This window comes from Ruegeria sp. CK1, from assembly GCF_056536545.1.
The window spans coordinates 334,908-360,623 of record NZ_JBQFPX010000001.1 but is presented as its reverse complement, the minus strand read 5'-3'; the positions used below and the strand labels follow the sequence as shown (position 1 = coordinate 360,623).

Annotated in this window: 23 protein-coding genes; 10 read left to right on the top strand and 13 right to left on the bottom strand. The window is 56.7% G+C overall.

Annotated features, from left to right (window positions below):
* Window positions 1-1,323, top strand: coding sequence for a 3-deoxy-D-manno-octulosonic acid transferase (locus tag ACR0L3_RS01785; RefSeq protein WP_480743166.1), 1,323 nt, complete (start codon window positions 1-3; stop codon window positions 1,321-1,323).
* A gap of 42 nt (window positions 1,324-1,365) precedes the next feature.
* Here ACR0L3_RS01785 and ACR0L3_RS01780 read toward each other — a convergent pair whose 3' ends face one another.
* From ACR0L3_RS01780 to ACR0L3_RS01750, 7 genes are all read right to left on the bottom strand, one after another.
* Complete coding sequence (locus tag ACR0L3_RS01780; RefSeq protein ID WP_480743165.1) at window positions 1,366-2,529, bottom strand: M20 aminoacylase family protein; 1,164 nt, start codon at window positions 2,527-2,529, stop codon at window positions 1,366-1,368.
* 61 nt (window positions 2,530-2,590) lie between these two features.
* Window positions 2,591-3,733: an MFS transporter gene (locus tag ACR0L3_RS01775; RefSeq protein WP_480743163.1), complete on the bottom strand. Its 1,143-nt coding sequence runs from the start codon at window positions 3,731-3,733 to the stop codon at window positions 2,591-2,593.
* A gap of 69 nt (window positions 3,734-3,802) precedes the next feature.
* Window positions 3,803-5,080, bottom strand: coding sequence for a DUF3422 family protein (locus ACR0L3_RS01770; RefSeq protein ID WP_480743161.1), 1,278 nt, complete (start codon window positions 5,078-5,080; stop codon window positions 3,803-3,805).
* Between the two features lie 107 nt (window positions 5,081-5,187).
* Window positions 5,188-5,544 (bottom strand): VOC family protein, encoded by a 357-nt coding sequence (locus ACR0L3_RS01765; protein WP_480743159.1) that lies wholly within the window; start codon window positions 5,542-5,544, stop codon window positions 5,188-5,190.
* A gap of 84 nt (window positions 5,545-5,628) precedes the next feature.
* Window positions 5,629-7,083, bottom strand: a complete 1,455-nt coding sequence (locus ACR0L3_RS01760) for an NAD(P)(+) transhydrogenase (Re/Si-specific) subunit beta (RefSeq protein ID WP_480743157.1) — start codon at window positions 7,081-7,083, stop codon at window positions 5,629-5,631.
* Between the two features lie 13 nt (window positions 7,084-7,096).
* Entirely contained in the window at window positions 7,097-8,668 is a 1,572-nt protein-coding gene (locus tag ACR0L3_RS01755; RefSeq protein WP_480743156.1) for a Re/Si-specific NAD(P)(+) transhydrogenase subunit alpha, read from the bottom strand.
* Window positions 8,669-8,796: 128 nt separating this feature from the next.
* Window positions 8,797-9,246, bottom strand: coding sequence for a methyltransferase family protein (locus tag ACR0L3_RS01750; protein WP_480743154.1), 450 nt, complete (start codon window positions 9,244-9,246; stop codon window positions 8,797-8,799).
* Between the two features lie 173 nt (window positions 9,247-9,419).
* Between ACR0L3_RS01750 and kynU the strand changes: the two genes are divergently transcribed.
* Window positions 9,420-10,613 carry a kynureninase gene (kynU, locus tag ACR0L3_RS01745; protein WP_480743153.1) on the top strand — a complete coding sequence of 398 codons (1,194 nt, stop codon included), beginning with the start codon at window positions 9,420-9,422 and terminating at the stop codon, window positions 10,611-10,613.
* On the opposite strand, the gene ACR0L3_RS01740 is transcribed toward kynU, so the two are convergent.
* On the bottom strand, window positions 10,606-11,184 hold the full coding sequence (locus ACR0L3_RS01740) for a TetR/AcrR family transcriptional regulator (RefSeq protein ID WP_480743151.1): 579 nt from the start codon (window positions 11,182-11,184) through the stop codon (window positions 10,606-10,608). The genes kynU and ACR0L3_RS01740 overlap by 8 nt on opposite strands.
* Window positions 11,185-11,283: 99 nt before the next feature.
* On the opposite strand from ACR0L3_RS01740, the gene ACR0L3_RS01735 reads away from it, so the two are divergent.
* Both ACR0L3_RS01735 and ACR0L3_RS01730 read left to right on the top strand, forming a co-directional pair.
* Window positions 11,284-11,748: a (2Fe-2S)-binding protein gene (locus ACR0L3_RS01735; RefSeq protein ID WP_480743150.1), complete on the top strand. Its 465-nt coding sequence runs from the start codon at window positions 11,284-11,286 to the stop codon at window positions 11,746-11,748.
* Between the two features lie 3 nt (window positions 11,749-11,751).
* Window positions 11,752-13,992 carry a xanthine dehydrogenase family protein molybdopterin-binding subunit gene (locus ACR0L3_RS01730; protein WP_480743148.1) on the top strand — a complete coding sequence of 747 codons (2,241 nt, stop codon included), beginning with the start codon at window positions 11,752-11,754 and terminating at the stop codon, window positions 13,990-13,992.
* 45 nt (window positions 13,993-14,037) lie between these two features.
* On the opposite strand, the gene ACR0L3_RS01725 is transcribed toward ACR0L3_RS01730, so the two are convergent.
* The 3 genes from ACR0L3_RS01725 to ACR0L3_RS01715 form a co-directional block, all read right to left on the bottom strand.
* Window positions 14,038-14,817 (bottom strand): gamma-glutamyl-gamma-aminobutyrate hydrolase family protein, encoded by a 780-nt coding sequence (locus tag ACR0L3_RS01725; protein ID WP_480743146.1) that lies wholly within the window; start codon window positions 14,815-14,817, stop codon window positions 14,038-14,040.
* Between the two features lie 209 nt (window positions 14,818-15,026).
* Window positions 15,027-15,452, bottom strand: coding sequence for a GlcG/HbpS family heme-binding protein (locus tag ACR0L3_RS01720; RefSeq protein ID WP_480743145.1), 426 nt, complete (start codon window positions 15,450-15,452; stop codon window positions 15,027-15,029).
* A gap of 24 nt (window positions 15,453-15,476) precedes the next feature.
* Window positions 15,477-17,609: a malate synthase G gene (locus ACR0L3_RS01715; RefSeq protein WP_480743144.1), complete on the bottom strand. Its 2,133-nt coding sequence runs from the start codon at window positions 17,607-17,609 to the stop codon at window positions 15,477-15,479.
* A gap of 224 nt (window positions 17,610-17,833) precedes the next feature.
* On the opposite strand from ACR0L3_RS01715, the gene pepN reads away from it, so the two are divergent.
* The 5 genes from pepN (at window position 17,834) to ACR0L3_RS01690 (ending at window position 24,316) form a co-directional block, all read left to right on the top strand.
* Window positions 17,834-20,386 (top strand): aminopeptidase N, encoded by a 2,553-nt coding sequence (gene pepN / locus ACR0L3_RS01710; protein WP_480743142.1) that lies wholly within the window; start codon window positions 17,834-17,836, stop codon window positions 20,384-20,386.
* Window positions 20,383-20,811 (top strand): hypothetical protein, encoded by a 429-nt coding sequence (locus ACR0L3_RS01705; protein WP_480743141.1) that lies wholly within the window; start codon window positions 20,383-20,385, stop codon window positions 20,809-20,811. The genes pepN and ACR0L3_RS01705 overlap by 4 nt, the downstream gene beginning before the upstream one ends.
* Window positions 20,812-20,942: 131 nt before the next feature.
* The gene (locus tag ACR0L3_RS01700) at window positions 20,943-22,190 is read left to right on the top strand and encodes a hypothetical protein (RefSeq protein ID WP_480743139.1); all 1,248 of its coding nucleotides are present in this window, start codon (window positions 20,943-20,945) and stop codon (window positions 22,188-22,190) included.
* Between the two features lie 71 nt (window positions 22,191-22,261).
* Window positions 22,262-23,773 (top strand): Asp-tRNA(Asn)/Glu-tRNA(Gln) amidotransferase subunit GatB, encoded by a 1,512-nt coding sequence (gene gatB, locus ACR0L3_RS01695; RefSeq protein ID WP_480743137.1) that lies wholly within the window; start codon window positions 22,262-22,264, stop codon window positions 23,771-23,773.
* 132 nt (window positions 23,774-23,905) lie between these two features.
* Entirely contained in the window at window positions 23,906-24,316 is a 411-nt protein-coding gene (locus ACR0L3_RS01690) for a DUF4177 domain-containing protein (protein ID WP_480743136.1), read from the top strand.
* A 7-nt stretch (window positions 24,317-24,323) separates the two neighbouring features.
* On the opposite strand, the gene ACR0L3_RS01685 is transcribed toward ACR0L3_RS01690, so the two are convergent.
* Together ACR0L3_RS01685 and ACR0L3_RS01680 are read right to left on the bottom strand one after the other, a co-directional pair.
* Window positions 24,324-24,659, bottom strand: a complete 336-nt coding sequence (locus ACR0L3_RS01685) for a hypothetical protein (protein ID WP_480743135.1) — start codon at window positions 24,657-24,659, stop codon at window positions 24,324-24,326.
* A 68-nt stretch (window positions 24,660-24,727) separates the two neighbouring features.
* Window positions 24,728-24,982, bottom strand: a complete 255-nt coding sequence (locus tag ACR0L3_RS01680; protein ID WP_480743133.1) for a BolA family protein — start codon at window positions 24,980-24,982, stop codon at window positions 24,728-24,730.
* A gap of 107 nt (window positions 24,983-25,089) precedes the next feature.
* On the opposite strand from ACR0L3_RS01680, the gene ACR0L3_RS01675 reads away from it, so the two are divergent.
* Window positions 25,090-25,716 carry a J domain-containing protein gene (locus ACR0L3_RS01675; protein WP_480743131.1) on the top strand — a complete coding sequence of 209 codons (627 nt, stop codon included), beginning with the start codon at window positions 25,090-25,092 and terminating at the stop codon, window positions 25,714-25,716.

Sequence of the window (25,716 nt, the reverse complement as noted above, 5' to 3'; positions counted from 1 at the left end):
ATGCCGGACCAAACTGGCCGACCGACGCTGCTCTACCATTTGTATTGCGGCCTGACCTCCGTTGCCGCCCCCCTGGTTTGGCGCACGGTGCGGAACAAGCTACAGGCTGCGGATGTTTCGGAACCACGCCAACAAGAGCGACTGGGTCATGCAAGCTTGCCCCGTCCCAGCGGGCAACTGGTATGGTTCCACGCCGCCAGTGTAGGTGAAACCCTATCAGTCATTAGCCTAATCAAACGCCTTGGTGAACGCCTGCCCGATGCCGAATTTTTGATCACCTCCGGCACGCCGACCTCAGCCGCGTTGATCAAAAAACGCATGCCGGCGCGTGCTCGCCATCAATACCCACCCTTGGATACTGCTGGTCCTGTCGGGCGGTTTCTGGATCACTGGAGACCGGATGCTGGCATCTTTGTCGAAAGTGAGATCTGGCCGCGCCTAATCGTTGAAAGCGCCAAGCGGGGGGTGCCTTTAGCACTGCTGAATGCCCGGCTGTCAGACAAATCCGTCGAGGGCTGGAAGAAGCGCCCAAAGACCGCGCAGTTCATTTTCGACCAGTTTCGCCTGCTTCTAACTCAAAACGAAAAAACAGCTAAAAACCTGATAGCTATGGGCGCACCCGCTGACCGGGTGCGGCCTGGCACAAACCTCAAAGCCATGTCTGATCCTCTGCCGGCGGATCAGACGGCGCTGTCTAACATCCGTTCACAAATCGGAAACCGTCCCATGTGGATCGCCAGTTCGACCCATGCAGGAGAAGAGGAAACTGTTCTAGCAGCCCACGCCGAACTTCTCAAACGTTGGCCCGATTTGCTGTTACTATTGATCCCACGGCACCCAGAAAGACGTGAAGACGTCGCCGCGCTAATAGCAAAGGCTGGGCAAAATGCGGCAATCCGTTCAAACAATGATCAAATTACTGATCAAACGCAGGTCTACATGGCCGACACATTGGGTGAAACAGGCACATGGTACGCCCTTTGTCCGATCGTATTCCTTGGGGGTTCACTGAAAGAAATCGGAGGCCACAACCCGTTTGAGCCTGCCCAGGCCGGTGCTGCTGTCATAACCGGCCCAGGCTATTTCAATTTCGCCGAAACCTTCGCCCCGCTGATCGAAACCGGAGGAGCACTGCGAGTCCAAACTGCGCCCGAACTGGCAGAAGCGGTCGCAGCCTGGCTATCCGATCAAACCACGTTAGAGCGCGCGCGCACTGCGGCGAAATCCTGTGTGAACACACAAAAATCTGCACTGGACATAATCGTCGAAACGCTTTGCACCGAACTCAGACTGACACGCCAAGATCCATCTTCATCCGGCTAAAAATATCCCGGGGGTGCGGGGGCAGAGCCCCCGCCCTGTCCACTAAGCCGCGGGCATCCGCTGTTCGACAATCTCGGCCCACCAACTGCACCCGGCTGGAATTGCCTCATCGTTGAAGTTGTATTCCGGATGATGCACCGCCGCAGTATCGCCATTGCCGACCAAAATATATGCCCCGGGCCGTTCTTCGAGCATAAAGGCAAAATCTTCACCGCCCATGATCAGCGGAGCATCGTCGCAGCTACCCGATACGGATCGCGCGACATCCGCGGCGAAATCAGTTTGTTCGTCGCTGTTCACCATAACTGGGTAACCCCGATAATAGGTTACTTCGGCAGCGCCGCCAAAGGTTGCTGCAACGCCCTCACAGATCTCCTTGATCCGTTTTTCTGCCATGTCCCGCATCTCGGCGCTCATGGTACGGACGGTACCCTTGAGTTGCACCGATTGCGGAATGACGTTGAAAGCCGTGGACGAGGTTTCAAATGACGTGACCGATACCACAACTTGGTCCACCGGATCAGCATTGCGCGCAGCGATTGTTTGCAACGCCAGGACTGCCTGCGCTGCCATTACAGTGGTGTCGACCGTTTCATGCGGTTTGGCCGCATGCCCCCCTTTACCTTCAAAAGTAATGTCGAACTGATCTGTGGCCGCAAAGAACGCGCCGGGTCGGATGGCGAAGCTACCCACCGGACGACCGGGCCAGTTGTGCATGCCATAGACCTCCTGGATGCCCCATCGGTCCATCATACCATCTTCACACATTTCGCGGCCGCCGCCGCCACCTTCTTCTGCGGGCTGAAAGATCACGATAGCCGTACCGTCGAAATTCCGGGTTTCCGAAAGGTATTTCGCGGCCCCCAGCAGCATCGCCGTGTGACCGTCATGTCCGCAGGCATGCATCGCGCCGTCCGTTTTCGAGGCATAGTCCAAGCCAGTCGCTTCGTGGATCGGCAGAGCGTCCATGTCTGCCCGCAGACCAATCACTTTGCCAACAGTGTCAACTTTGCCCTTGATCACCCCAACAACCCCAGTGCGACCAATTCCGGTCACAACCTCATCACACCCGAATTCTTTCAGTTTTTCAGCAACCAGAGCACTGGTGCGGTGTGTCTCAAACAGAATTTCGGGATTTTCGTGAATATCACGTCGCCATTCAGTGATTTCACCCTGCAATTCGGCAAAACGGTTTTTGATCGGCATAGTTTGCTCCCATCTTATTCTATTTACCGGGGCGCAATCCCCGGTTCGTAAATCTCAGTTGTCAGTCCAAAGGCGCAGGTCTCAGCGCGCCGGCCAGCAGGACGATCAAGACGGCCAACGGCAACAAAGCCGCGAACGCCAATCGCAATGTAAGCATCTCGGCTAGAAACCCAATAAGCGGGGGACCGATAAGCATCCCTCCGTACCCCAATGTCGCCACGCTGGCTATAGCCTGACCCGGCGGCACGTTCGGATCATTCGCGGCCCGGCTGAAGGCAAGCGGCATGATCACCGCATACCCAACGCCCATCAAGGCAAAACCCACAAGCGCCAATCCGGCTTGTACTGCCGAAACGACCGTGAAAACACCCAACGCAGCGCAGATGCCCCCAAACCGCGCGGTGGCGACCGGGCCGAACCGGACGATGACGAATCCACCTGCCAGACGAAACCCCACCATCGTGACTGAAAACACTGCATATCCCAGCGCGGCGATGCTTTCTGCGGCTCCGGTCACGTCGCGCAGGAAAATCGCGCTCCAATCCGCCACGGCGCCTTCCCCCAATGCGCCACACAAAGCTGTAAACCCGACAAGGACCAGCGCGCCGGACGGCAAGGCAAACACGGTACCGCCTTTGGAAACAGCCGTGCGCGAGGTCCATTGCACCCACGACAAGACCAGAGCCAAAACCACGACGAAGCCGCCAGCCAGCAAAAAGTGCTGCATTACCGTTAGCCCAAGCTGAACCGCCCCGTACCCGCTGAGCGCCCCCAGCCCTGCCCCGAGGCTCCACATTGCGTGGAACGATGACATCACCGGCTTATTATAAGCTTGTTCGACTTCAGCCGCCCAAGCGTTCATTGCTACGTCCATCGAGCCGTGAAAGGCACCGAAGACAAACAAAAGGGCCGCAAGCACCCAAAATCCGTCCGCCATGGCCAACAAGATCAGAGATAATGTGTAGAGCACGGCGATGACCCGCGTAATTGTCACCGCTCCAAAATGGTCAGTCAGCCGCCCTGTCACCGGGAAAGAACATACTGCCCCCGCTGCCATGAACAGCAGCCCGTAGCCCAAAGCTTCGTGCGACAGATCCAGTCTATCCCGCACCGCTGGAATGCGCGACGCCCAGATGCCGAACAGCGCACCATTCAGGATGAACATGGCAGAAACGGCCCGCCAAGCGGCCAACAGTCCAATCACCGGGAATCCTTCGCAGAATGCGTCAAACGCCTCAGTTCTACCGCTTGTGCAAGGATTGGCAAATGCTGATCATTCCAGCCGTTTTCGGATTTGTCGGATGGCGAACCAAACTGACAGGACAACCGGTATCGTCACAACGGCGGTCAACATGCCTTTGCTAATCCCAGCCTTTGTAAGCGGGTAAAGAAGATAGCTGACCAGAGACACGGCGTAGTAGCTGATTGCCACCACCGAAAGCCCCTCGACCGTATGTTGCAAGCGCAGGGCCAGATCGGCACGTCGATCCATGCTTTCCAGCAAGGCTTGGTTCTGGGCACTGCGCTCCACATCCACGCGCGTTCGCAGCAATTCCCCGGCGCGAATGGCCCGATCCGATAGCGCCTGCAGCCGACGCTCGGTCGATTTCACGGTACGAATAGCCGGATCGTAACGGCGCATCATAAAATCGGCAAAGCTTTGACCACCTTGAAACCGTTCTTCGCGCAAGACCTCGATCCGCTGGTTTACTATGGCCTCATAAGCCCCTGTTGCTCCGAAGCGGAAAGAACATTGGGCCGAAAGTGTCTCAAGCTCGGTTGATGTCGACAGCAGATCGGGAAGTAACTCGTCAGGGTGGGCTGAATTATCAGTCATCTGCCCCATCAGCTCGGTCAGTTTGCCGTCCAATTCGCCAATTCTGGGCATCAGTTGCTTGACTCGGGCAAAGCCCAGCATCGACATGGCCTTGTATGTCTCGATCTCGCACAGACGTTGGATGATGCGCCCTGTTCTGCGCCGACCAGTGCCCTCAGAGACAAACAGCGCAATCCGCATATGTCCGGCCGGATCAATGCGGAAATCGCTGGCACAAACCGCAGAATCATCCAGCACACGGGCCACCGCGAGGCTTTCAGGCTCGAACCAGTTTAGCAAAGAGGCTTTTATTGCATCATCCTCTTGGCGCTCGACCACACGGATCATGGCCGAGGTGATCCGTTGCCCCGGACTGGACATCAACCAATCGGGTGGGAAAACCTCAAAATCCGCAGGATTAAATGGACGGTCGCTGACGTTCTGCGTGATCGCAGTATACGCGACGAATTCGGTATGCTGCTCCCATTTCAGCCAGTGGCGCCCGATCTGACCAGCGTAATGAGTTGCATTCGGCTGAGGATGCTGTGCCCCATGGCGGTCTAGCAGATCAATCAGATGCGCCAGATCCTCGTCTCGATCCCGCGCCACTGCGGCAACAGGCTTTTTGATCGCCAGAAAGACCACAGTGCAAGGCGTTGCCGCCACCGGGAAAGGACGCGCGTGCAATTCATTAGCCAGTGCGTAGCGCAAAGGGTGGTCATCGATGGGCGTCATGCTAGGCTCCGTTTCACCAGAGGCACTATACGATACGTCAGAAATACATCAATTCTCATTTTATTTCATATACTTACAAGGATACAACGGTATACATTCCTGCTATCTTATTGATTTGGTTGCCACAGCTCGATGGGATTACCCTCGGGATCGTGAATGCGGGCAAATTTTCCGACCTCACTGTCCCATTCGGCGCGGGTTTCAACCGAAATCCCAGCCGTTTCCAGCTGTGCGATCATGGCTGCCAGATCATCGACGCGGAAGTTGATCATCCACTGCTGGTCCTCACGCCCAAAGTACTCTGTATCCTGGGCAAAGGGTGCAAAGACCGTATATCCCTCGCGCTGCTTCCAGGGCACAGGGTCGTAATGAGATACACCCAAATGTTTCTCGTACCACGCGCTTAGGGCCTCAGGATCACGCGCCCGAAAGAAGATACCGCCTATGCCGTTTACTTTTTCCATTGTTCACCTCCTATACCGGCAGAGTACCTTAAAATGAAAAAAGGCGCCCGATTGGGGCGCCTTCTGTGTTGGGTTTTACAATTCTCAGTCGATCATGGGCAGCAGTTTATCAAGCGACTGTTTGGCGTCGCCATAGAACATGCGGGTGTTCTCTTTGAAGAACAGTGGGTTTTCGATGCCCGAGTACCCTGTGCCCTGACCACGCTTGGACACGAAAACCTGCTTTGCCTTCCAGCATTCCAGCACCGGCATTCCAGCGATGGGGCTGTTGGGATCTTCCTGAGCCGCAGGGTTTACGATGTCGTTCGAGCCGATGACGATGGCGACATCCGTATCCGGGAAGTCCTCGTTGATCTCGTCCATTTCCAGAACGATGTCGTAAGGCACCTTCGCCTCGGCCAGCAGAACGTTCATGTGGCCTGGCAAGCGTCCCGCAACTGGGTGGATCGCAAAGCGCACCTCTTTGCCCTTGGCGCGCAACTTTCGAACCAATTCGGAAACAGACTGCTGCGCCTGCGCCACCGCCATGCCGTAGCCGGGGATGATGATAACGCTGTCAGCGTCATTCAACGCAGCCGCCACACCGTCGGCATCAATGGCCACCTGCTCGCCTTCGACCGCCATTTGCTCGCCCTGAGGGCCGCCAAAGCCGCCAAGGATCACGCTGACAAAGTGACGGTTCATCGCCTTACACATGATGTAGGACAGGATCGCACCTGACGAACCCACCAGCGCACCAACCACGATCAACAGGTCGTTGCCCAGCGAGAAACCAATCGCAGCTGCAGCCCAGCCCGAGTAGCTGTTCAGCATCGACACAACCACCGGCATGTCGGCACCGCCGATGCCCATGATCAAGTGATAGCCGATAAACAATGCGGCCAGCGTCATCAGGAACAGCGGGAAGAAACCGCCAGTGCTGGTGTACCAGATCAGGCAAATCAGCGAGAGACCTGCCGCAGCCGCGTTCAGCGCATGACCACCCGGTAACTTGGTTGCCGCAGACGTCACTTTGCCTGCCAGCTTGCCATAGGCCACGACCGATCCGGTAAAGGTGATCGCACCGATGAAGATGCCCAGGAACAGTTCGACATGCAGGATCGCCAGCTCGGCCGCCGTCTTCTTGGCGATCAGCTTGGCAAATGCGCCCAAATCGGACAGGTCCGCCTGCGCCGCACTGTCAGCAATAGCCATGACTTGCGCCACGTTGCCAATCTCAAAATGCGCGTTGAAACCGACGAAGACAGCCGCCAAACCCACCAGCGAGTGCATCGCGGCCACAAGCTGCGGCATCTCGGTCATCTGCACGCGCTGCGCCACGTACTGGCCGATGAAACCGCCACCAGCGATCAGCAGCAGCGACAGAAGCCACAGACCCGAACCGGGGCCAACCAGCGTCGCGAAGACCGCCAGCGCCATACCGACGATACCGTACCATACCGCGCGCTTGGCGCTTTCCTGGTTCGACAGACCGCCGAGCGAAAGAATGAAAAGGACAGCCGCAACGACATAGGCGGCAGTAGTGAAGCCAAATTCCATGTGCCCGGCCTCCTTAAGATTTCTGGAACATGGCGAGCATGCGCCGGGTTACGAGGAAGCCGCCAACAATGTTGATCCCGGCCATGAAGACCGACAGCGCCGCCAGCAGAATGACCAGGAATGACCCCGATCCGATCTGCATCAAAGCACCGACGATGATAATCGACGAGATCGCGTTGGTGATCGCCATGAGCGGAGTGTGCAAACTGTGCGAGACGTTCCAGATCACCTGGAAACCCACAAAAATGGCCAGCACGAAAACGATGAAATGCTGCATAAAGCTGGCCGGAGCGATCAGCCCCACCAGCAGCATCAGCGCGCCGCCGACACCCAGCAGTGTGAACTGCTGCTTGGTCTGCGCCTTGAAGGCCGCAATCTCCTGCGCCTTTTTCTCCTCTGGGGTCAGTTCCTTGACCTCGGGTTTTTTCTGCGCCGCGATCGCCTGCACCTTGGGCGGCGGTGGCGGGAAAGTAATCTCACCCTCATGGGTCACGGTCGCGCCGCGGATCACGTCATCTTCCATGTCATGATTGATCTGACCGTCCTTTTCAGGCGTCAGGTCGGTCATCATGTGGCGGATGTTGGTCGCATATAGCGACGAAGACTGCGCCGCCATTCGGCTGGGGAAGTCGGTATAGCCGATGATGGTCACGCCGTTGTCGGTGACGACCTTTTCGTCCGGTACCGTACCTTCGACGTTACCACCGCGTTCAGCAGCCAGGTCGACAATGACCGAGCCTGGCTTCATCGCCTTGACCATATCTTCCAACCACAGCTTAGGCGCCGGGCGGTTCGGGATCAGAGCAGTGGTGATCACGATGTCCATCTCGGGTGCCAGCTCGCGGAACTTGGCCAGTTGTGCATTGCGGAATTCTTCCGACTGGACCGAGGCATATCCGCCAGTGGCCGCGCCGTCCTGCTGTTCTTCCTCAAAATCCAAATAGACGAATTCAGCGCCCATGGATTCGACCTGCTCAGCCACCTCGGGGCGCACGTCAAACGCGTACGTGATTGCCCCCAACGAGGTCGACGTTCCGATCGCCGCCAGACCAGCCACTCCGGCACCGACGATCAGCACCTTGGCGGGTGGCACCTTACCTGCAGCGGTCACCTGACCGGTGAAGAAACGGCCAAAGTTATTGCCCGCCTCGATCACTGCGCGGTAACCGGCGATGTTGGCCATGGACGACAGTGCGTCCATCTTCTGCGCGCGCGAAATACGCGGCACCATCTCCATTGCGATGACATTGGCACCCTTGGACTTGGCCAGATCCATCCCCTCTTCATTACCCGCCGGGTTGAAGAAGGAAATCAGCGTCTTGCCCTTGGTCAGACGCTTCATCTCGGTCTCGGTCGGGATACGAACCTTGGCAACGATATCCGAGTTCTTCCAAAGCGATGCAGCGGTCTTAACGATCTCAACGCCCACTGCTTCGTACGCGGCATCCGAAAAACCAGCGGCAACTCCCGCTCCTTTTTCGATGGCGCAGTCATAGCCCAGTTTCTGCAACTGCACGGCGGACTCGGGCGTCATCGCGACCCGGTTCTCCCCGTCCAATATCTCCTTCGGTGTGCCTATTTTCACTGGAAGTCCCCCTAGTTCTCGCTCATTTCGAGCGCCGTTCGGTTATGTTTGTTAAGCAAAGATGTATCTTGCGCAACTTTATTTCGCAAGCGCAGCATGGATTACGTGGTGTCATTGATCGCTCCATGCTAAATCCACCTACGGGTCTTGCGTTCGTAGCGGGCGAAATCTGCACGAAAGGTCCGGCGCATACGATCTTCTTCGGGCAGGATAAAGCGGCGTTCTAGAACCCAGACAAAGACAGGAATCAACACCAGTGACAGCACTGCGTCGAACCTCAGGATCAGACCCGCAAGAATCAGAATGTCGCCCACATAGATCGGATTGCGGCTGCGAGAATAAATGCCCGACTGCACCAGTGCCGACGGGGTTTCATGCGGAATAACCGTCGTCTTGTGACGGCGAAACTCGAAAATCGCCAGAACCGCGATCAGAATTCCACCCCCAATCAAAATACCGCTCAGCAGATCGGTAAACCCACTCTCAAGCGACAAGCCCATCCCGAAGAATTGCCCCTGCACCCAAGCCAGCAACACGAAACCGGCAAGCCAAACTGGCGGGACATCGATCCAGCGCATAGATAGTCCTTTAGACTGACGTCACGTGAGGCACGTGTCGTTTCTATGCGTTGTCCTACCGCTTTCAAACCGGATTGGCAAAAGCTAAGGTTGTCGCATCGATGGACAGGCACAAATGGATGGGATAGGCCGAACCACGGCGATGACTTACAAGACAAGGTGTTAAGCCCAAGATGACAGACTTTGCCGCGACCAAAGCCATGTTCGACCTGCCTGAAGGCGTGATTTACCTAGATGGAAATTCGCTTGGCCCGTTGCCTAAAGCAGCGGCGCAACGGGTGAATGACATGATGGTCAAAGAATGGGGGCAAATGCTGATCACCGGCTGGAATAAGGCGGGGTGGATGGGTTTGCCAACCGGACTAGGTGACCGCATAGGAGGCCTGATAGGAGCGGAACCCGGAACAGTCGTGACCGGCGACACCCTGTCGATCAAAGTATATCAGGCTGTGGCATCGGCCTTGGAAATCAATCCAAAGCGCAACGTCGTGCTTTCTGACAGCGGCAACTTCCCGTCTGACCTTTATATGGTGGATGGCCTGTTACGTTCGTTAGGGTCTGGATACGAACTCCGCGTTGTTGCGCCTGATGATGTGGCTGAAAACATCACCGAGGACGTCGCCGTATTAATGCTAACAGAAGTCGACTATCGAAGTGGCCGCATGCATGACATGAGGGCATTGACCGAGCTGGCTCATGCTAATGGTGTGGTTACTGTTTGGGATCTGGCCCACTCAGCAGGCGCCATTCCTGTTGATCTATCAGGCTGCAACGCTGATTTCGCCGTGGGCTGCACCTACAAATACCTAAACGGTGGCCCCGGCGCGCCTGCATTTATTTACGTAGCGCCGCATCTTGCAGATCGTGCACGGCCCGCGCTGTCCGGCTGGCTGGGACACGAGGCGCCATTTGCCTTCGATTTGGATTACCGCCCCGGCAACGGGATCGAAAGAATGAGGGTCGGAACCCCTCCGATCATCCAAATGACCGCGCTGTCGGCGGCGATGGATATCTGGGACATGACCAACATGAACGATGTTCGCGCCAAGTCCATTGATCTGACCGAGCTCTTCATTGCGCGTGTTGAAGCAACCTGTTCCGAGCTTGAGCTGGCCAGCCCACGCGACCCGAACAAGCGCGGCAGCCAAGTGTCTTTCCGATTTGCCGACGGGTACGCAGCCATGCAGGCCCTGATCGCTCGCGGTGTGATCGGTGATTTTCGTGCCCCCGATATTATGCGGTTTGGCTTTACTCCGCTTTACATCGACGAGCAGGACGTGGAACGCGCAGTTGATATTCTGGCCGATGTCATAGGCAATCGTCTGTGGGACACACCGGAATACAAGGTGCGGCAGCGGGTTACCTGACCTCTAGCCCCGCACCGATCAAAGTAGCTACCTGAGCGACCTGATGTTCGTAGACCTCAGCCCCGGCACCGATCATCTTGAGCCCTTTCAGCGTTGCCGTGATTGTCCGACCAGTTTCAGCAGCCTCAGCGGGTAGACGAACCCGTCCCACCTGTTCCTGCTGTGACAGCCAGTCGGCATACAACCCGGCAAGCTTGGCCTCTCCGTCCGCGACGATCTCGGCCGCCATGGACTTGGTGTTATCCAACATTTCTAACCCATGGGGAGAGGCCAGAATTGCCGCCATTCCCGCAGTCTGCGCCTGAATCGCGCGGGCCAGAACTTCGGGCACCGTCCCCTGTGATACCAAAGCCTGAGACACGGCGATGGTTTTGTCAGCGTAGTATATCTCGGTCAGTTTGCGGACGATCGCCTCTTTATTCTTGTAATGCAGATAAACCGCTGGTCGGGACATGCCCGCCCCGCGCGCTATGTCGTCCATCGAGGTCTTTTTGTATCCATAAGCGGAAAAAGCCTGAAAAGCCGAGTTCAGGATGGCCTTTTGCCGTGAATCGTCAATTGCTTCGGTCATATCTGAACTGGTGACAGTTTTTGTTTATTTTGTCAATTGACATGCTGACACTTTGCGACAATTATGTCAGAAACTAGCCACAGCTATACGAGGTGCGCCATGGCGACCACCCTTAAGATCAACGGAACGCAACATAAGGTTGACCTGCCAGATGACGTGCCCCTGCTTTGGGTACTGCGGGATGAGGTTGGCTTGACTGGAACCAAGTTCGGCTGCGGTGTCGCCGCCTGTGGGGCCTGCACCGTGCACATTGATGGCGAGGCCGTTCGGTCCTGTCAGGTCGCGTTGTCGGATGTCTGGGGCGACGTGTCAACGATTGAAGGGATTGGTTCCCCGGATGCGATGAACGCGTTGCAGCAAGCTTGGGTCGATCATCAAGTTGCTCAGTGTGGTTACTGCCAGTCGGGTCAGATCATGCAAGCTGCGGCCCTGCTGGCGGAAAACCCCGCGCCGTCTGACAAAGACATTGACGACGCGATGCAAGGCAACTTGTGTCGTTGCGGCACCTACCCCCGTACCCGCGCCGCGATCCATGACGCGGCTGGCAAACTGAAGGAGGCGTAACCGATGGCTTCTGTTGGGAAAATCCTCCGCCGTACTTTTTTGATCGGCTCTGCCGCAATTGTTGGCGGCGTGGCGTTCGGCGCTTACTACGTCAGCAGACCAGCCGCGAACCCTCTAAAACCCGGCGAAGGCCAAGCAGCGCTAAACCCCTTTGTTTTGATCGACCAGAATGGCGTTACCCTGTTCGCCCCCAGGGCTGAGATGGGACAGGGCGTGCACACGACGTGGGCTGCTTTGATTGCCGAAGAACTGGACGTGGATCTGGATCAGATAACCGTTCTGCATGGTCCGGCCGCGGCGGCCTACTACAATTCGGCGCTGGTGGGTGAAGGGTTGCCAAACAAGGGCTATGACATTTCGAATTTCCAGCACAATCTAGGTGAGGCGCTGGGGGTTCTCGGCAAGGCGCTGAGTCTTCAGGTCACCGGTGGATCGACCTCGATGAAAGACGGGTTCGAGCGGATGCGCCAGGCCGGAGCTTCGGCTCGTGAGACGTTAAAACGTGCTGCAGCTAGCCGTTTGGGCGTTGATTCAACCGAACTGAAAACCGCATCCGGCCATGTCATCGCGCCGAACGGAGAGAAAATCGCCTACACTGATCTTGCCGAGGATGCGGCAGCGCTTGAACCGGTCGACGTACCCCTGCGCGATCCGTCCGAGTGGCGCTATCTTGGCCAGACCCAACCACGCCTGGATATGGTCGAAAAGGCAACCGGCACAGCCGAATTCGGCGTCGACGTCCGCCTTCCCGGCATGAAGTTCGCAGCCGTTCGGATGAACCCAAAGCTAGGCGGCGATATGAACGGCTTTGACGACAGCGCGGCAAAATCCATGCCGGGGGTCGAAAAGATCGTCGATTTGGGCACCGGCGTTGCGGTGATTGCCGATAACACTTGGCTCGCCAATCAGGCGGTTGAAGCGATCGAGGTGGATTGGGATGATGCGCCTTACCCACCTGAAACGGATGGCATATTCGCAAAGATTGCCGAGGCCTTTGACGACGCTCCGAACTCGACCATGCGAGATGACGGCGATGTCGACGTGACACCTGAGGGTGCTACTGAAATCACCGCTGAATATCAGCTACCTTATCTGGCCCACGCCACAATGGAGCCGATGAACGCCACCGCTCTATATACCGGGGACGCGTTGGAACTCTGGTGCGGCAATCAAGCCCCCACCCTGATCCGGTTCCGTGTCGCCAATACGGCGGGCCTGGACACCGAAGCTGTGCAGATCCACACGACTTACCTAGGCGGCGGCTTTGGGCGTCGGGGAGAATTAGATTTCGGCGAGATCGCCACCAAGGTCGCGATGGCTGTACCAGGCACCCCCGTACAAACCACGTGGAGCCGTGAAGAGGACATGCGGCATGATTACTATCGCCCCGGCGCAATCGCACGGATGCGCGGCGCTGTGAAAGACGGCAAAGCGGTACTGATCGACGGCAAGGTGGCGGCGCAATCCTGCACGCAACAAGCAGTGACGCGGTACACCGGAATGCCCGGCGCAGGTCCAGACAAGGTGCTGGTCGAAGGCTTTTTCAACCAGCCTTATGCAATCCCGAACTATAGGATGAGCGGCCATATTGCCAAACTGGACGTCCCGGTTGGCTTTTGGCGGTCAGTAGGCAACAGCCACAACGGGTTCTTCCATGAAACGTTCATGGACGAAATGGCCCACGCCGCTGGACAGGACCCTCTGGAATTCCGGCTGGAACTGATGAAATCCGAACACGCCCCTTCGGCTGGGTGCTTGGAGGCTGTGAAAGAAATGTCGGGTTGGACCGGTCAGACCCCCGATGGTGTCGGGCGCGGCGTGGCCTTCACCTACAGCTTCGGCACTCCTGTCGCTCAGGTAATCGAAGTGGTCGACGAAGATGGCACCATCCGCATCAATAAAGCATGGATTGCCTGCGACATGGGGCTGGCATTGGACCCTGAAAACGTCAAGGCACAGATGTTCGGTGGCATGATGTATGGCCTTTCCGCAGCCTGCTACGGCGAGATCACGTTTTCCGAAGGCGAGGTCGAACAATACAACTTCCCCGACTACGACGCGCTGCGCATGCACACTGCTCCGCAAGTTGAGGTTCGTGTGTTGGAAACCAACCGTCATATGGGTGGCGCAGGGGAACCCGGCACGCCTCCATCGATGCCCGCACTTGGCAATGCGCTGTTCGACCTGACCGGAGAGCGCGCCCGCAATTTGCCGCTGATCAATCAGTTCGATCTTCTGATATGATCGTGCCGCACCGGCCCCGTCCCCTCTCGCGGTCCGGTGCGAAGTTTAAGCGGTTTGTTGCAGCAGACCTGCGTTCGACCCCGACGCCCAAGCGCGAACGGCTTCACCAAACGCCTCGAACAAGGGACGTGAGACCGGGTCATTGATCGCGTCCCACTCAGGGTGCCATTGCACGGACATAGTGAAACCGGGGGTATCTTTTATGTAAATAGCCTCGGGCGTGCCGTCAGGCGCATGCCCATCAATCACTACGCGATCACCGACCGTCTTAATGCCCTGCCCGTGCAGTGTGTTGGTCATCACTTCAGGCGCGCCGAACAGTCGGTGAAAAGCGCCGCCCTCGTTCAAAGTCACTACATGACGCAGAGCGAACTTTTCCTCCAGCGTGCCGTCTGGGGGCATGCGATGGTTCATGCGGCCCGGCAGGTCTCGGATCTCGGGATAGAGCGTCCCACCCATTGCCACGTTGACTTCCTGAAATCCCCGACAGATTCCCATGAATGGCTGGCCCCGCTCAACACAGGCACGGACCAAAGGCAGCGTGATCGCATCCCGCGCCCGGTCGAACTCACCATGGGCTTCAGTGGCGTCTTCGCCATATTCCTCGGGATGCACGTTCGGGCGCCCCCCTGTCAGCAGAAAGCCGTCACAGACTTTCAACAACTCCTCTACCGCGACGAAGCGAGGGTCCGAGGGAATCAGCAATGGAAGGCAGTGCGATACGTTCGCCACGGCCTCAGAGTTCATCGTACCACCCGCATGAGTCGGATATTCATCGTTCACAAGATAAGAGTTGCCGATGATACCGACGACAGGCCGAGACATTCCATATTCCTTGTGGTTTCTTTGCTTAACAAGAAAGGTATCTGCAGCAAAAGGAACGTGCAACAAAACACGCCCTGCGTGACAGCGCAAGGACGTGTTCAATCATGCACATATCGTTCTGGATTTTGGCCAAATTGAAGAACGCTGTAACGATCACCGGCAAAAAACGGGAAAACCTTCCGAAAATCACCCTGGAATGCTGATCAACGTCAGATTTCGCCAATCAGGCCCGCTGCCTCAATTCCGGTCATTCCTGCAACAGCGTCATTATCTGATGTATCCCCGGTAACACCCACTGCACCGATCACTGCGCCCTTGCGATCCCGCAACAGAATACCGCCCGGAACCGGCACGACCTGACCACCATAGACGCCATTCACGGCGGCCATGAAATAGGCCTGTGCTTCAGCCCGCTGCATCTGAGCAGTCCCCGCCAGCCCCAGCATGACCGAACCATAGGCCTTGCCATGCGCAATCGAAAACCGACCCGGCGCGGCACCGTCTTCACGCTCGAACGCTAGGACGTGGCCCCCGGCGTCCAGCACAACGACCGAAAGGGGTTTCAGTTCCATCTCGTGCGCTTTTTCAAGGGTTTTACGGATGATCGTGCGGGCTTTGCGCAACGTAACTGCCATGATGAAGACTCTCGTTTTTGGGGTTTATAGGCTGGCTTTCAGTTCCAAACGGCGGGCGTGTAGAACCGGTTCGGTATAGCCTGAGGGTTGAATGCGGCCCTTGAAAACTAGATCGCAAGCAGCTTGAAACGCAATACCGTCGAAATCAGGCGCCATAGGCTTATAATCGGGATCGTTTTCATTTTGGCGATCCACCACGCCGGCCATTTTGCGCATCGCCGACATCACCTGCTCTTCGCTGACGACATCGTGGTACAGCCAGTTGGCCAGTGCTTGACTGGAAATTCTACAGGTGGCCCGATCTTCCATCAGGCCAATATCGTTGATGTCCGGTACTTTCGAGCACCCCACACCTTGATCGATCCAGCGCACAACATAACCCAAGATTCCCTGGGCATTGTTTTCGATCTCGCGCGTGATCTCATTACTGCTGAGATTGCGACCACCCAGCAAAGGAATGGTTAGCAAGTCTTCAAGCGTGCCACGTGCGCCATCAGCGGCAATCTCGTCCTGACGATCCAGCACATTGACCTTGTGATAGTGCGTGGCATGCAGGGTCGCTGCGGTCGGCGATGGCACCCAAGCACAGGTTGCGCCCGCTTGTGGGTGGCCGATTTTGGCCTCTAGCATTTCGCCCATCCGATCCGGCATCGCCCACATACCTTTACCGATCTGCGCCTTGCCCTTCAGGCCGCAAGCCAAACCGATATCGACATTGCGATCCTCGTATGACGCAATCCATGGCGTGTTCTTGATGTCTCCCTTGGGCAGCATCGGGCCTGCTTCCATCGAGGTATGAATCTCATCCCCAGTGCGGTCCAGAAAGCCAGTATTGATGAAAGCAACACGTGATTTCGCGGCGCGGATACATTCCTTAAGGTTAACCGACGTACGGCGCTCTTCATCCATGATGCCCAGCTTCACGGTGTCGCGTGGCAGGCCGAGGATGTCTTCGACCATGTCAAAGATTTCGACTGAAAAGGCAACTTCCTCGGGACCGTGCATCTTGGGTTTCACCACATAGACCGAGCCTGCGACCGAGTTGCCGCCCTCGCGCTGAAGGTCATGCATGGCGATCAGAGTGGTGCAGAGCGCGTCCATCAAGCCCTCTCCGATCTCATTACCGGCCCCATCCAAAACAGCGGGGTTGGTCATCAGATGACCCACGTTGCGCACCAACATCAGCGAGCGACCTTTCAAGGTAGCCTCTTCGCCGCCAGCGGTGGTGTATTTTACGTCATCCGCCAGCTTGCGGGTAAAGGTTTTGCCGCCCTTGGTGATTTCCTCGGTCAGGTCGCCTTTCATCAGGCCAAGCCAGTTGTCATAAGCGACAACCTTGTCCTCTGCGTCAACGCACGCAACAGAATCCTCGCAATCCATGATCGTAGACAGCGCGGATTCCAAGCGGACGTCCGCAATACCTGCCGGATCGGAGGACCCGATATCGCTGTTCGGATCGATCATAATTTGCACGTGAAGCCCGTTATTTTTAAGTAGCACGAACTCCGGCTTGTCTGCAGCGCCACCAAAACCCACGAACTGATCAGTGTTGGCCAAGGCCGGAACAAGTGCACCGCCTTCAACGTGCAGATCGGTAACGTCCACCCAAGACCCTTGGGCCAGCGGCACTGCATCATCAAGGAAAGCTTTAGCCCACCCAATTACACGCTCACCGCGCTGGGTATCGTATGCGCCGGCCGGGGGCAGATCGCCCATGGCGTCTGTGCCATAAAGCGCGTCGTACAGGCTGCCCCAGCGCGCATTGGCTGCATTCAGGGCAAAACGGGCGTTGGTGATTGGTACGACCAATTGTGGCCCGGGGATCAGCGCAATTTCAGGGTCGACATTTGCGGTTTCGATTTGGAATGCCTCGCCCTCGCCGACCAGATAGCCAATCTCGCGCAGGAAAGCCTGATAATCAGCGGCGTCGTGGTCCTGCCCTTTGTTGGCCAAATGCCAGCCATCGAGGCGACCTTGGATCTCGGTACGTTTACCCAGCAATGCTTTGTTCTTCGGCCCCAGCTCCTCGACCATGCGCGACATGCCCGACCAAAAATCCACTGAAGAAATGCCTGTTCCCGGCAGCGCCCGGTTTTCGATGAAATCCACCAGTTCAACTGCGATCTGCAATCCGTTCCGGGTTTCTCTGCTGCTCATTCTGGTCCTCCCCCGCGCTTTGTACGCCACTGTATGCAATCTCCAATTAGAGCGGTTGTTTCCGATAGGCAACTCATCTTGGGTATTTGATCTGGCAATAGTGCGCTTCAATGTGGAAAATTCATGTACCCAATGCCCGAATTGGTTTGTGCGACTGCCTGACTTGCAGCCCATCGCCGCAACTCATAACGTCGCGCCAGACACGAACCGGAACGAGGCCCCCAATGCGTGACGCTGCCCCAAGCACAATCTACCTGAAAGACTACACTCCCTTTGGTTACCTCGTGGACAGCGTGCATCTGACCTTTGACCTGGCCGATCATGCAACCCGCGTCACCTCGCGCATTGCCTTCCGCCCAAATCCTGATGCGACAGACCGCACCTTTTTCCTGCACGGAGAAGATTTGACCCTGATCCGCGCCGTTATCGACGGGGTCGAGATCACCCCTGACGTTACAGACAAGGGCTTAACCGCAAACGTGCCCGACGCGCCTTTTGTCTGGGAGGCGGTCGTCGAAATCGATCCCGGTAACAACACTGCCCTTGAAGGGCTTTATATGTCGAACGGCATGTATTGCACCCAATGCGAGGCTGAGGGTTTTCGAAAAATCACCTATTACCCTGATCGCCCCGACGTGATGTCTACCTTCACTGTGCGTATCAACGGCGACCTTCCTGTCCTACTGTCCAACGGCAACCCTTCGGGCAAAGGCGAAGGCTGGGCCGAGTGGAACGACCCGTGGCCCAAACCCGCCTATCTGTTCGCGCTGGTCGCTGGTGATCTTATTGCTCACCCAGGGGAATTCACCACCAAGTCAGGGCGTGAGGTTGAGTTGAACCTTTGGGTCCGTCCGGGCGACGAAGGCAAATGTGCTTTTGGCATGGAAGCCTTGAAGAAATCGATGAAATGGGACGAAGACGTCTATGGCCGCGAATACGATCTGGATGTGTTCAACATTGTGGCCGTTGATGACTTCAATATGGGCGCAATGGAGAACAAGGGGCTAAACATTTTCAACTCCTCAGCGGTTCTGGCCAGCCCCGAAACTTCTACAGATGCCAATTTTGAGCGTATCGAGGCGATCATTGCCCACGAATATTTCCACAACTGGACAGGCAATCGCATCACCTGTCGCGACTGGTTTCAGCTGTGTCTGAAAGAAGGTTTGACGGTGTTCCGCGACGCGCAGTTCACGTCGGACATACGTTCGGCCCCGGTAAAGCGTATCCACGATGCAATAGACCTGCGTGCACGGCAGTTCCCCGAAGACAACGGACCTTTGTCACACCCTGTCCGACCCGAAAGCTTTCAGGAAATCAACAATTTCTACACCGCCACTGTCTATGAAAAAGGCGCCGAAGTGATTGGCATGCTCAAGCGGCTGGTCGGTGATGAGGCTTACGCAGAGGCACTGAATTTATATTTCGACCGCCACGACGGGCAAGCTTGCACCATCGAAGACTGGATCAAGGTGTTCGAGGATACGACGGGCCGCGATCTGACACAGTTCAAACGCTGGTATAGCCAGTCTGGGACGCCACGTGTTTCCGTCACAGAAGATTGGAACGACGGTACATACACACTGACGCTTTCGCAGCGCACCGAGCCAACACCCTGTCAGACCAAGAAACTGCCGCAGGTGATCCCGGTGGCGGTCGGCCTTTTGGGGGCAAACGGGGATGAGGTGCGCGCGACCGAGGTGCTGGAATTGACTGAGGTTGAGCAAAGTTTCCAATTCACCGGTCTGACTGCGAAACCCATTGCCTCTATCCTGCGCGATTTTTCCGCTCCGGTCATATTAGAGCACGACCACTCGGACGCTGAACGTGCATTCCTGTTGGCCCACGACACCGATCCTTTCAACCGATGGCAGGCGGGGCGGTCTTTATCGCAAGATACGCTGTTGCGCATGATCCGCGAAGATAAAGCGCCCAGCGCTGACTATCTGGACGGTGTTCTGTCGGTTCTTCGAGATGACCAACTGGACCCGGCATACCGTGCGTTGATGTTGGGCCTGCCCACGCAATCCGAACTTGCTGCGGCCTTGTTTGACGGAGGAGACACCCCCGATCCAATGGCTATCTGGGCCGCTGTTGAAACTCTGCGTCAAGCCACGGCACAGCACGTCCAGGATTTGCTGCCAAGACTACACAGTGAAGCGCTGATCGAGGAACCCTTCAATCCGGACGCCGAACAGGCTGGTAAGCGCGCCCTTGGCAACGCGGCCTTGTCGCTGACATCGCGCCTGGATGGCGGTGCCAAAGCGGCCGAGGAGTACTTAGCCGCCGACAACATGACCCTGCAACTGACCGCCCTTTCTTGTCTGCTCCGCGCAGGGAAAGGTCAGGTTGAGCTGTCCGCTTTCTATGATCAGTGGCAGCATGATCGTCTGGTGATGGACAAGTGGTTTGCTCTGCAAGTTTCGATGTCCGCCCCGGAAGCTACGGCAGACATCGCCCAAACGCTTACCGAACACGCTGACTTCAATTGGAAAAATCCAAATCGGTTCCGTGCGGTGATGGGGGCACTTGCGATGAACCATGCAGGCTTCCATCGCTCGGACGGGGCTGGCTATTCATTGCTGGCTGATTGGCTGATCCAACTTGACCCGGTGAACCCGCAGACCACGGCGCGGATGTGTTCTGCATTCCAGACATGGAAGCGATATGACACAAACCGCCAAGGCCTTATCCGTGATCAGCTGAAAAGGATCGCCGACACTGCGAACTTGTCGCGCGACACCACGGAAATGGTATCTCGCATTCTCGGCGCATGACCCCATACAGTTTTACACGCCACAATCGGACGCCGCGCACCATTCTGATTTTGGGATTTGTCTACGCGGTTCTGATCGCGCTGTTGATCTTGTTTGACGCTGCTTGGTGGTTGGTGGGTTTGCTGGGGTTGACCACTCTTCCCGCGCTTTGGGATATCGCGAAGGGCACCCAAGCCGGGATGACCTTGGATCACGATGGAATACGTTGGTTCTCGGGCAACCGCGAGGGTTTGGTTGCCTTGGCCGATATAGACCACGTTCGGCTTGACACACGTTGGGATTTTTCAGTGCGTACCTCATTGGTGTTGAAGTCTGGCAAGAGGATACGATTGCCAGATGAATCAACACCGCATCACAGCGAGTTAGAGGCCGCCTTCCAACAAGCCGCGCTGCGGGTAAAGCGTCACCATTTTACCATCTTTTGAAACAATCCACCCTGCCACGACCCATTAACCACCAACACGCGCCCAATTCCCTATGCCAAGCTTGAGTTTAAGGGGAGTACGAGTACAGTTTTTGTCACGACCATCAGTTTGTTACGGTTTCGAGTTCTGCCATGTTTCGGTTTTTCAAGGCGCATCACGCCCACTCCCATCAACCCGCGCAAGAATTGCGTGTCTTGGATTGCCCTGTTGCAGCGGCACTGCCAGACAGCGGGCAGCTCAACATTCCTCTTGCAGATTCCCGAGACGAAGATCTGGCTGCGCACGAAATTATCGAAAAAGGGCGCAGGCTGGTCCGGCAGGATCTTTGGTCAGAACTGTCCCGACAAATGCGCGAAGCGGATGAGGCGCGCGCCACGGCTCCTGATGGTACTCCGATAGCGGACCTGCTGGCCTTTGGCGCTCGCTCTGATGTTGTGCTGGCGGTCGAGCACGCCCTGACGGATTTCAACGCTCTGCGCGAATATGATTTGTTAAGTGGCATTTCCGAGCTTGAAGACGAAATGCGCGCACATCCAGATGACCCGATGATCACTTTGGTTGTTACTCTTGCGCACATCGATCTGGCCTGGGCGTGGCGGGGGACAGCTACCAACGCGGTACTACCGCCGCTACACCGTTCACGATGCGCGGCACATTTCGACAGAGCTTCAGCCCTTTTGCCGAAGTGCCGTGAAGTCGCACCTGACAGCCCATTGGTCGCTGCGGCAGGCTGCGCCCTTCTGGCTGGCCAGCGCAAAACAAATCTGCGCGTGGCTGAGGAATATGAACGTCTGATCACTTTGGACCCGCACAACCAACGCCACATGCGCGCAATGGGCACGCATCTCTTGCCTCGTTGGTTTGGCAGCTACGAAGAGCTAGAAGTTCAGGCCCTGCGCAACGCGGCCCGCACCCATGATATCTGGGGTGCTGGTGGTTACACTTGGGTTCAGTTTGATGCCATCGCGCTGGATGACGAGGCCTGCGCGCGGCTGGATGTCGAGTATTTCCTGGAGGGCATGCACGACATTCTGAAACGCCGCCCAGACCAGCAGACGGTCAACATGTTGGCGGCCTATTGCGCGACCACAATCCAGAGCCGAATGGGCCTGAGCGAAGAGGCCGATCTGGTGCGCACCCAGATTCACGAGGCCGCCAATTGGCTGATCCGCGATCACCTGACCGAACTGCACCCGATGATCTGGGCGCATGCTGCCAGTGGCTTCAACAACTCCGTCCGCATCAACTCAGCCGAACGATTTGCCGCCCGCGGTCACCGCGACGCGCTGCGTGCTATTGGCGATCTGTTCCGCGAAGAATTGGGCAGTGGCATCGACGTGACATTTACACCAGCTGGTCTGCGCCTGTCCCAGCACTGATTCCCCCTTGCCCCTTTGGCGCGGCACGCCTAATACGCAGGCTTAGACTTCTGCGGAAATAGAGGCGCGCCATGCTCGACCTGACATACGAAATGCCCAAACCCAAAACCATTGCCGGGGCCAAGCACGATTGGGAATTGGTGATCGGGATGGAGGTGCACGCTCAGGTCTCGTCCAATGCCAAGCTTTTTTCCGGTGCATCGACCCAATTCGGGGCCGAGCCGAACTCGAATGTGGCCTTCGTGGACGCGGCGATGCCTGGGATGCTTCCGGTGATCAACGAGTTCTGCGTGGAACAGGCCGTTCGCACCGGTCTGGGCCTGAAAGCAGATATCAACCTGAAGTCGGCTTTTGACCGCAAGAACTATTTCTACCCTGACCTGCCGCAGGGTTATCAGATTTCTCAGCTGTACCACCCCATCGTGGGCGAAGGCGAAGTGCTGGTGGAAATGGGTGACGGCACGGCGCGCATGGTCCGCATCGAACGCATTCACATGGAACAGGACGCGGGCAAGTCGATCCACGACATGGACCCGCATATGTCCTTCGTCGACCTGAACCGAACTGGTGTCTGCCTGATGGAGATCGTCAGCCGCCCCGACATCCGCGGCCCGGAAGAAGCCGCCGCCTATATCGCCAAACTGCGTCAGATCATGCGCTATTTGGGTACGTGCGACGGCAACATGCAGAACGGCAACCTGCGGGCGGACGTGAACGTTTCGATTTGCTTGCCCGGTGCTTATGAAAAGTATCAGGAAACGCAGGACTTTTCACATCTCGGCACACGCTGCGAAATCAAGAACATGAACTCGATGCGCTTTATCCAACAGGCGATTGAGGTCGAAGCCCGCCGTCAGATCGCCATCGTTGAAGGCGGTGGCACGGTCGATCAAGAAACCCGTCTGTACGATCCAGACAAGGGTGAGACCCGCTCGATGCGGTCCAAGGAAGAAGCGCATGACTATCGCTATTTCCCCGATCCGGACCTCCTGCCGCTTGAGATTGAGCAGGCTTGGGTCGACGACATCGCAAACAGCCTGCCTGAACTGCCGGATGACAAGAAAGCGCGCTTCATCAGCGAATTCGGCCTGACCGATTATGACGCATCGGTGCTGACCGCCGAGGTGGAATCCGCCGCTTATTTCGAAGAGGTCGCCAAGGGCCGCAACGGTAAGCTGGCCGCGAACTGGGTGATCAATGAATTGTTCGGCCGTCTGAAGAAGGAAGACCACGACATCACCGAGTCTCCGGTTACGCCGGCACGGCTCGGCGGTATTATCGATCTGATCGCCTCAGACGCCATCTCGGGTAAGATCGCCAAGGATCTGTTCGAGATCGTCTATACTGAGGGCGGTGACCCGGCGCAGATTGTCGAAGAGCGCGGCATGAAACAGGTCACCGATACCGGCGCTATCGAGACCGCCTTGGACGAGATCATCGCCGCAAACCCGGCGCAGGTCGAGAAGGCCAAAGTTAACCCGAAACTGGCGGGTTGGTTTGTTGGTCAGGTGATGAAGGCGACCGGTGGCAAGGCCAACCCCAAAGCGGTAAACGAACTCGTCAGCAAAAAGCTGGGTTCGTAACCCTAACCTAATACCGAATACAGTTGGCGGGATTGGCACAAAATCCCGCCTTTTTTTCTTTTCGCCAGATGATGACTTTTCCAAAATCCCCAACATGTTAGATTGCCAAGGATCGGCAACCAGGAAGATCTGATGCAACGCTACGAATACAAAGTTGTCCCCGCCCCGCAAAAAGGCACCAAAGCCAAGGGGGCGAAAAACGCCGAAGACCGGTTTGCGGTCTCGGTCGAGCAGCTGTTGAATCAGATGGGCCAGGACGGTTGGGAGTATCAACGCGCTGAGCTACTCCCCAGCGAGGAGCGCGCAGGCTTGACCGGATCAACTGTGAATTGGCGCAACGTGCTGGTGTTTCGTCGCGCGATTGAAGAAGCAGCCGCTCCAGAGCCCGTTCCGACGGAAACGCCCGAGGCCGCACCAGTGGCCCAACCGGTTCCGGGACCCGAGATGGTGCAAGCGCCTGAGCCGATCGCTGAAAAGGTTAAAGAACCGCCGCTGACCTTAAAAAACCCTCAGGTTGATTTTCGTCATTCGGAAAAGTCTTAGCCCGGCCCTACTCTTCGATCACAAAAGAAATGCCCAAAGTGCAGGGGACGCCGTCCAACTCGCCTGGCCATTTACAGACGTTCAGCGTCGCCTCGCCTTTGGCAGATTTATGCACCAATTCATGCATGTAACCGGGTTTTCCGGACTCATAGACCTTGGCGTCATGTGTCACTAGTGCGTCGGCCGTATCAGCCCACGGCAAGTCGCTGTCTTTTTTGCCAACCACATCGCACCCGGCAAAGGCATTGATCGTGTCATTCCCATAAATATAAATCCCGTCCAAACTTTTGGCCCAGAAAATCACGGGAAACGCGCTAAGGACGCTTAGGTTTTTCGACTCCATCAACCAACTCCGGTATCGCTAAAAATATTCCTTTTTTAGCGCAACTTCGGCGACGGGTCGACTTGTCCCTATGTTCCAATATCCAGCGCCAGCGCATGGATGCGCGGGACGATATCGCCTAGTGCCTTGTGCACTGCGCGGTGGCGGGCGACGCGAGACTGGCCCTCAAACGCGCTTGCGCGGATTCGGACGTTGAAATGGCTTTCGCCACCTTCCTGATACCCGGCGTGGCCACGATGGCTTTCGCTGTCATCAACAACCTCAAGCTCGCGCGGATCAAAGGCAGCCTGCAAGCGTGTTCGGATTTCGTCTGTCACGGTCATTTTTTCGCTCAGCAGTAAAAAATTTACCGCCCCCCTCTTCTACTTTTGGCTGCTTAGATTAAACTGCTGCCTCCGAGTCGAAAAGATGCGTTCTTGAGGATCAGAGCATGGTGAAGTCAGACCCCTTCGGATTCGATATGTCCGTTTCCAGCGCCAAAAAGAAAAATCCGCGCGGTCGTCGGGGGATGTCAGGCGCATCCGAAACTTCAGTGCGAATCTGCGATCACCCTGGGTGCGAAGAGCCGGGAAAATTCCGTGCACCCAAGGCACCTGATGTTCTGGATGATTTCTACTGGTTCTGCCAGCAACACGTGCGTGAGTATAACCAGAAATGGAACTTCTTCGACGGCACGACCGAGGCTGAGATGAACGCCCAGCGCTCGAAAGACAAAGTTTGGGAGCGCGAGACCAAGCCGATGGGCGACCCTGAAGCGCGCGCTTGGGCACGTCTGGGCATCGAAGACCCGCATCAGGTTTTGGGAGCGAACAGTACGCAAAACAAAGGCCGCACTTCGGGCGGTGGTGGTCGTCGTCTACCCCCCACCGAGCGTCGCGCGATCGAGATACTGGAAGCCAACGATAGCTGGACCAAGGCAGAGGTTCGCAAAGCGTATAAAAAGCTGATCAAGGTTCTGCACCCCGACATGAACGGCGGGGATCGAAGCCAAGAAGAACAGTTGCAAGAAGTCGTTTGGGCCTGGGATCAGATTAAGGACAGCCGGAACTTCAAATAG

Bases quoted from the DNA above. Each gene is read 5' to 3' on its own strand.
- ACR0L3_RS01765 (WP_480743159.1), bottom strand. From the start codon at position 5,544: ATGGAAAAAGTAAACGGCATAGGCGGTATCTTCTTTCGGGCGCGTGAT.
- ACR0L3_RS01760 (WP_480743157.1), bottom strand. From the start codon at position 7,083: ATGGAATTTGGCTTCACTACTGCCGCCTATGTCGTTGCGGCTGTCCTT.
- ACR0L3_RS01730 (WP_480743148.1), top strand. From the start codon at position 11,752: ATGGCTTCTGTTGGGAAAATCCTCCGCCGTACTTTTTTGATCGGCTCT.
- ACR0L3_RS01675 (WP_480743131.1), top strand. From the start codon at position 25,090: ATGGTGAAGTCAGACCCCTTCGGATTCGATATGTCCGTTTCCAGCGCC.
- ACR0L3_RS01780 (WP_480743165.1), bottom strand. From the start codon at position 2,529: ATGCCGATCAAAAACCGTTTTGCCGAATTGCAGGGTGAAATCACTGAA.
- ACR0L3_RS01680 (WP_480743133.1), bottom strand. From the start codon at position 24,982: ATGACCGTGACAGACGAAATCCGAACACGCTTGCAGGCTGCCTTTGAT.
- pepN (WP_480743142.1), top strand. From the start codon at position 17,834: ATGCGTGACGCTGCCCCAAGCACAATCTACCTGAAAGACTACACTCCC.
- ACR0L3_RS01715 (WP_480743144.1), bottom strand. From the start codon at position 17,609: ATGAGCAGCAGAGAAACCCGGAACGGATTGCAGATCGCAGTTGAACTG.
- kynU (WP_480743153.1), top strand. From the start codon at position 9,420: ATGACAGACTTTGCCGCGACCAAAGCCATGTTCGACCTGCCTGAAGGC.
- ACR0L3_RS01740 (WP_480743151.1), bottom strand. From the start codon at position 11,184: ATGACCGAAGCAATTGACGATTCACGGCAAAAGGCCATCCTGAACTCG.
- ACR0L3_RS01785 (WP_480743166.1), top strand. From the start codon at position 1: ATGCCGGACCAAACTGGCCGACCGACGCTGCTCTACCATTTGTATTGC.
- ACR0L3_RS01770 (WP_480743161.1), bottom strand. From the start codon at position 5,080: ATGACGCCCATCGATGACCACCCTTTGCGCTACGCACTGGCTAATGAA.
- ACR0L3_RS01720 (WP_480743145.1), bottom strand. From the start codon at position 15,452: ATGGCAGTTACGTTGCGCAAAGCCCGCACGATCATCCGTAAAACCCTT.
- gatB (WP_480743137.1), top strand. From the start codon at position 22,262: ATGCTCGACCTGACATACGAAATGCCCAAACCCAAAACCATTGCCGGG.
- ACR0L3_RS01700 (WP_480743139.1), top strand. From the start codon at position 20,943: ATGTTTCGGTTTTTCAAGGCGCATCACGCCCACTCCCATCAACCCGCG.
- ACR0L3_RS01735 (WP_480743150.1), top strand. From the start codon at position 11,284: ATGGCGACCACCCTTAAGATCAACGGAACGCAACATAAGGTTGACCTG.
- ACR0L3_RS01750 (WP_480743154.1), bottom strand. From the start codon at position 9,246: ATGCGCTGGATCGATGTCCCGCCAGTTTGGCTTGCCGGTTTCGTGTTG.
- ACR0L3_RS01725 (WP_480743146.1), bottom strand. From the start codon at position 14,817: ATGTCTCGGCCTGTCGTCGGTATCATCGGCAACTCTTATCTTGTGAAC.
- ACR0L3_RS01690 (WP_480743136.1), top strand. From the start codon at position 23,906: ATGCAACGCTACGAATACAAAGTTGTCCCCGCCCCGCAAAAAGGCACC.
- ACR0L3_RS01705 (WP_480743141.1), top strand. From the start codon at position 20,383: ATGACCCCATACAGTTTTACACGCCACAATCGGACGCCGCGCACCATT.
- ACR0L3_RS01685 (WP_480743135.1), bottom strand. From the start codon at position 24,659: ATGGAGTCGAAAAACCTAAGCGTCCTTAGCGCGTTTCCCGTGATTTTC.